This is a genomic window from Rhizobacter sp. P1_G5 (assembly GCF_056405435.1).
Genome location: NZ_JBFUCB010000414.1, coordinates 1 through 5,509, shown reverse-complemented (window position 1 = coordinate 5,509; position 5,509 = coordinate 1). Strand labels below are relative to the sequence as shown.

6 protein-coding genes are annotated in these 5,509 nt (G+C 65.5%); all 6 read left to right on the top strand.

The window, feature by feature from the left end; all coding sequences use genetic code 11:
* Positions 1 to 531 (top strand): lipopolysaccharide biosynthesis protein (locus tag AC1D12_RS23315; RefSeq protein WP_477843149.1); only part of this gene is annotated, 531 nt, incomplete at its 5' end.
* 20 nt (positions 532 to 551) lie between these two features.
* Positions 552 to 1,547, top strand: a complete 996-nt coding sequence (locus AC1D12_RS23310; RefSeq protein WP_477843147.1) for a glycosyltransferase family 2 protein — start codon at positions 552 to 554, stop codon at positions 1,545 to 1,547.
* A 57-nt stretch (positions 1,548 to 1,604) separates the two neighbouring features.
* The gene (locus AC1D12_RS23305; protein WP_477843145.1) at positions 1,605 to 2,711 is read left to right on the top strand and encodes a DegT/DnrJ/EryC1/StrS family aminotransferase; all 1,107 of its coding nucleotides are present in this window, start codon (positions 1,605 to 1,607) and stop codon (positions 2,709 to 2,711) included.
* Entirely contained in the window at positions 2,701 to 3,348 is a 648-nt protein-coding gene (locus tag AC1D12_RS23300; protein WP_477843143.1) for a NeuD/PglB/VioB family sugar acetyltransferase, read from the top strand. The genes AC1D12_RS23305 and AC1D12_RS23300 overlap by 11 nt, the downstream gene beginning before the upstream one ends.
* Complete coding sequence (locus tag AC1D12_RS23295; protein WP_477843141.1) at positions 3,342 to 4,559, top strand: glycosyltransferase family 4 protein; 1,218 nt, start codon at positions 3,342 to 3,344, stop codon at positions 4,557 to 4,559. The genes AC1D12_RS23300 and AC1D12_RS23295 overlap by 7 nt, the downstream gene beginning before the upstream one ends.
* Before the next feature lie 82 nt (positions 4,560 to 4,641).
* A partial coding sequence (locus tag AC1D12_RS23290; RefSeq protein WP_477843139.1) for a glycosyltransferase family protein occupies positions 4,642 to 5,509 on the top strand: 868 nt, incomplete at its 3' end.

Genomic DNA, 5,509 nt, shown 5'->3' with positions numbered 1-5,509 from the left:
GTCCTGCCAGCGTCCGACATCGTGGTCTACAACGTCTCGATGAAGGTCTTCGGCACCGCCTTCTTCGTCTACTTCTCGGTGCTGCTGGCGTTCTGGCCCGTTCTCACCGAACTCATCGCCCGAAACGACTGGCAGGCCGTGCGCGCACGGGTGAAGGCGATCCTCGCACGCGGAGCGTGCTTCATGCTCGCGGTCACGCTCGGCGTGCTGTGCTTCGAACGGCAGATCTTCGACCTGCTGGCACCCAGGACCACCCTCTCCGCGGGTCCGCTGGTGATCGTGCTGCTGGGCCTCTATTTCTCGGTGCGCATCTGGACCGACACCTTTTCGACCGTGCTGTCCAGCATGAGCCGCATCGGCCCGCTGCTGAAGTGGGTGCCCGTCCAGGCCGCCATCAACGTGACGCTGCAGGTCGTCCTCGCGCCACGCTACGGCGTCGCCGGCATGGTGATCGCGCTCATCACCGCCTTCCTGCTGACGGTCTCGTGGGTGCTGCCGCGCCACGTGGTCCGGATGTGGACACCCCGTTGATACGCCCGCCTCGCCCCGCCATGCCCTACCTCCTGTCGATCTGCATCCCGACCTACAACCGCGCCGATATGCTGCGCCACACGATCGACAGCATCCTGGGCCAGGGTGTCGACGGCGTCGAGATCGTCGTGAGCGACAACGCCTCGACCGACGGCACGGATGCGCTGATGCAGGAGCTGGCGCAGCGGCACCCGCAGATCCGCTACGTGCGGTCGGCCACGAACGTCGGCGCCGACCGCAACTTCCTGAAGGCGGTCGAGCTGGCGGCCGGCCGCTACGCCTGGCTCATGGGGAGCGACGACCTGGTGGCGCCGGGGGGAGTGGCCGAGGTTCTGCAGGCCATCGCGAGCCACCCCGAACTTCCCGGCTTCAGCGTCAACCGGCAGATGTACGACCTGAGCATGACACGCGCCCTGCCCGACATGGATCTCTTCACGCCGCGCACGGAGCGGGTCCATGTCCACCGCTCGGCCCTGGACGCATGCGACGACCTCGGCATCTACCTGAGCTTCATCTCCGGCCAGGTCTTCCGGAAGGAGGCCTGGAGCCGCCATGCGCAGGCACCGGGCATCGAGAAGTACTACAACGGCCTCGTGCACCTGTATGTGCTGTACGCGATGATCCGCGACGCCGGCACCTGGGGTGCGGTGGCCGCGCCCCTCGTGCGCTGCCGCAGTGACAACGACTCCTTCCTGAGCGCCGGTCATTTCAAGCGCTTCCAGATCGACGTCATCGGCTTCTCCGATGCCGCCGGCGACGTGTTCGGCCGCGGCAGCCCCGTGTACCGGCTGCTGATGCACAAGGTGCTGCGCAACCTGCTCGTGAACCGCGTCATCGGCTTCAAGCTGGGCCGCGTGCGCGGCGTCTATTTCAAGAGCTTTCTGGCCGCGTTTCCCGTCTGCTGGCGGGAGGCGCGCTTCTGGGGAGTCTTCGTGCCGGTGCTGCTGATGCCGGCAGTGCTGATGCAGCACGCGCTTGACCTGCGGCGTCGGCTCAAGCCGACGCCTTTGACCTGACACCAAAGACCGTTCCGACGCATCCCTTCTGTCAACGACATTGCCCGAGGTCCATCCATGAGCAAATTCACGATCCCCATCTACCAGCCCGACCTCAACGGAAACGAGAAGAAGTACGTCAACGAATGCCTCGACACCTCGTGGATCTCGTCGCGAGGCCGCTTCGTGACCGAGTTCGAGAACCATTTCGCGCAACGCATCGAGGTTGCCCATGCCGCATCGGTCTGCAATGGAACGGTAGCCATCCACTTGGCGCTGCTGGCGCTCGGCATCGGACCGGGGGACGAGGTCATCGTGCCGACGCTGACCTACATCGCATCGGCGAACGCAATCGCCTATACCGGGGCCACGCCCGTTTTCGTCGACTCGCTCGCATCGACGTGGCAGATCGACCCTGAGGACGTGAGGCGCCACATCACGCCCCGCACCAAGGCCATCATGCCGGTCCATCTGTACGGACAGTCGTGTGACATGGACGCAATCATGGCCATCGCCTCCGAGCACAAGCTGTTCGTCGTCGAAGACTGTGCGGAGGCCTTTGGCACGTTGTACAAGGGTCGGCATGTCGGAACCTTCGGCGACATCTCCACCTTCAGCTTCTTCGGCAACAAGACGATCACGACCGGAGAAGGCGGCATGGTCGTGACGAACGACAAGACACTCTCCGAACGCGCTCGCCACTACAAGGGCCAGGGATTGGCTGCCCATCGGGAGTACTGGCACGACGTCATTGGCTACAACTACCGCATGACGAACATCGCGGCCGCCATCGGGCTGGCGCAACTGGAGCGGGCCGACCAGTTCATCGAAGCGAAGAGGCAGCTCGCCGAGCGCTACCGCAGCGCTCTGGCCGGGCTGCCCCTGGAGATGCACCAGGAGCAGGCTGGCACGCGCCATAGCTACTGGATGATCTCGGTCCTCGTCTCGACCCCCGAACTGCGCGATCCCCTGCGCACGCACCTGGCTGCCGACGGCATCGAAACCCGCCCGCTGTTCTATCCGGTGCACACGATGCCGATGTACGACCGCAGCTATCGCCGCCATCCCGTGGCGGAGAATCTTGCCTGGCGCGGCATCAACCTGCCGAGTTGGCCAGGACTCGACGAGCGGGGAGTTGCCCGCATCACCGAGTCCATGACGAGGTTCTTCGCCCGTGCCGATTGAACTGCTCATCATCGGCACGAGCGGCATGGCACGCGAGGCCGCACAGCTGGCGCGCCAGATGGATCCCAACGCCACCCGCTGGTCCAGGATCTCCTTCGTCGCAGAAGACGCGTCCGAGCTGGGGCGCAGCTTCAGCTACGGCGAGGTGCGATTCACCGATGCCCACCTGCAAGCCCGGACTGATCCGGCTGACGTCGTGATCGGCATCGGCCACCCCCGTGTGCGCCGGACCATTGCGCAGCGGCTGTCCACATCCCACCTCGGGTTCCCCAACCTGGTCCATCCCTCGGTCGACATCGACAGCGCCTGCGTGCGCATCGGCCGAGGCAACATCGTGACCAAGGGCGTGGTCATGACCTGTGACATCCAGATCGGGGACTTCAATCTCTTCAACTGGAACACCACCATCGGCCACGACATCTCGATCGGCTCGTACAACGTCATCAACCCGGGATGCAATCTGTCCGGCCATGTGGTGCTGGGCGACGCCTGTCTGCTCGGCACAGGCACGCAGGTGCTCGAACGGCGGACCATCGCCGGCGACATCGTCGTCGGTGCGGGTGCGGTCGTGACGCGCTCGCTGGCCGACCCGGGCACCTATGTCGGCATCCCGGCAAGGCGGATGGCAGCGTGCTGAGGGTCGGCATCACCGGCGACGGCTTCGTCCAGTGGGGCGGGGGCCTGGATTTCCTGCGCACGGTCGTCAGCAGCCTGCACGCGACATCGATCCCGCTCGAGTTGCATTTCCTCGCGCCGGGCACCGGGCCTCGAGCCACCCTGCAGCGCGTCGACCGGCGACTGCGCGCGGCGACCAAGGCCATGCTTCGCCGGAAGTCCGCGGCATCCCACGCGCCGACCCGCGCCGACCTGCAGCGGGCCATCGCCAGCTTCGACGCCCCCATCCAACTGCACGACATTGACACCGGTGCGTCCGCGCTGTCCCGCCGAGCACGGCACCTGTCGCTGGACGTCTTGCTGCCGTCGTTCTCGCCCCTTCCGTTTGGTCGAGAACTTCCCTGGCTGGGCTACCTCTACGACTTCCAACATCGCCACCTGCCGCAGTTCTTCACAGCMAAGGAGCGCGAACAGCGCGATCACGCCTTCCAGTCCATGCTCGAACGCGCGCGTGGGCTCATCGTGAACGCCAACGCGGTGGCGTCGGACATCGCGACGTTCTACCCGCACGCGCAGGCGCGCGTGTTCGCCCTGCCCTTCAGCACCGCCCCGTCCCCTGCGTGGTTGAGCGTGGACGACGCGCCGGTTCGCGTCCGACATCGCATTCCGTCGAGATACTTCATCGTCTGCAACCAATTCTGGCAGCACAAGGACCACGCCACCGCCTTCAAGGCGTTCGCCGAATTTGCCAGGCGATCCGGCCATGACGATGTCGATCTGGTCTGCACGGGCGCCACCAGCGACTACCGCTCGGTCGACTACTTCAACTCGCTGGTCGAGCTGCTGCGCAAGGAGCAACTTCAGGCTCGCGTGCACATCCTGGGCCTGATTCCCAAGGGTGATCAGATTGCGCTGTTGAAAGGCGCCATCGCGCTGTTGCAGCCCACCTTGAACGAAGGGGGGCCAGGCGGAGGGTCCGTCTATGATGCGGTGGCTCTCGGCGTGCCGGCGATTGCCTCGGACATTCCCGTGAACCTGGAGATCGTGGGCGAGGAGCTGGTATCGTTCTTCCGTGCGCGCGACCCTGAGTCGCTGGCGGATGCGATGCAAGCGTGCATCAGCGCCGGGTCGCACCGCAGGCCGACGACCGCCCAGCTGGTCGAGCAGGGCCGGGCACGGCGGCTGCGGTGCGGCAACGTGCTGCTGACCGCCATCGATTCCGTGCGGGGCTGATTCTCTCGACGCCCCCCATCCCTGTCCCGCTTCTCAGTCGCCATCAATCCACAGCATGCACCACTCTTCATCCGGCGTCGACGTGCGCGCCCCCCGGCGCACGGTCATCTTCACCGCGTGCTCCGTCAACTACCTCGGCAAGGCCATGGCGATGAGCCTGTCGGCTCTCGAGCATCACGCGGACGTCGACGTCGTCATCCTGGTGGCCGACGGCAAGCGGCCGGTGGATACCGGCGACCCTCGCATCCGCCTGCTCTGGGCGGAGGACCTGGGTTTTCCGGACTACCTGCACTGCGCTTTCAAGTACAACATCATCGAGTTCAACACCGCGCTCAAGCCGTATGCCGCGCTGCACCTGCTGGAGTCATACGAGCAGGTGCTCTACCTCGACCCCGACGTCTGCGTCTACGCACCGCTGGCACCGGTCTTCGCGGGCCTTCGCGACCATGCCGCCGTGTTCACGCCGCATGCATTGAGTCCATACGAGGGCCCGGGACGTCCGAGTGACCGCGACCTGCTGCGTTTCGGGAGCAGCAACCTCGGATTCTTCGCGGTGCGCCGATGTACGCAGGCTCAGCAGATGCTGCGCTGGTGGCATGAACGTTGCCGCGTGGAATGCTTCTACGAGCCGCAACTGGGCCTGGGCGTCGACCAGAAGTGGATCGACCTCGCCTTTGCCTTCTTCGACGGCATGGGGCTGCTGAAGGATCCCGGCCTCAACGTCGCGTTCTGGAACCTGCACGAGCGCCAGTTGTCGCGTACCGATGACGGTTGGCTCGTCAACGCGCGCGATCGCCTGGGGTTCGTCCACTTCAGCTCGTTCGTCGAAGCGGACGAGCAGGCGATCGCCGACAAGCAATCGCGCCACGCCATCGGATCCCGCCCGGACTTTTCGCAGGCCGCCTCGGTCTACCGGGACTACCTGGAGCGTGCGAAGGCCCTGGTGCACG

Excerpts from the sequence above, each read along its gene's own strand:
- AC1D12_RS23310 (WP_477843147.1), top strand. The coding sequence starts at position 552 with ATGCCCTACCTCCTGTCGATCTGCATCCCGACCTACAACCGCGCCGAT.
- AC1D12_RS23305 (WP_477843145.1), top strand. The coding sequence starts at position 1,605 with ATGAGCAAATTCACGATCCCCATCTACCAGCCCGACCTCAACGGAAAC.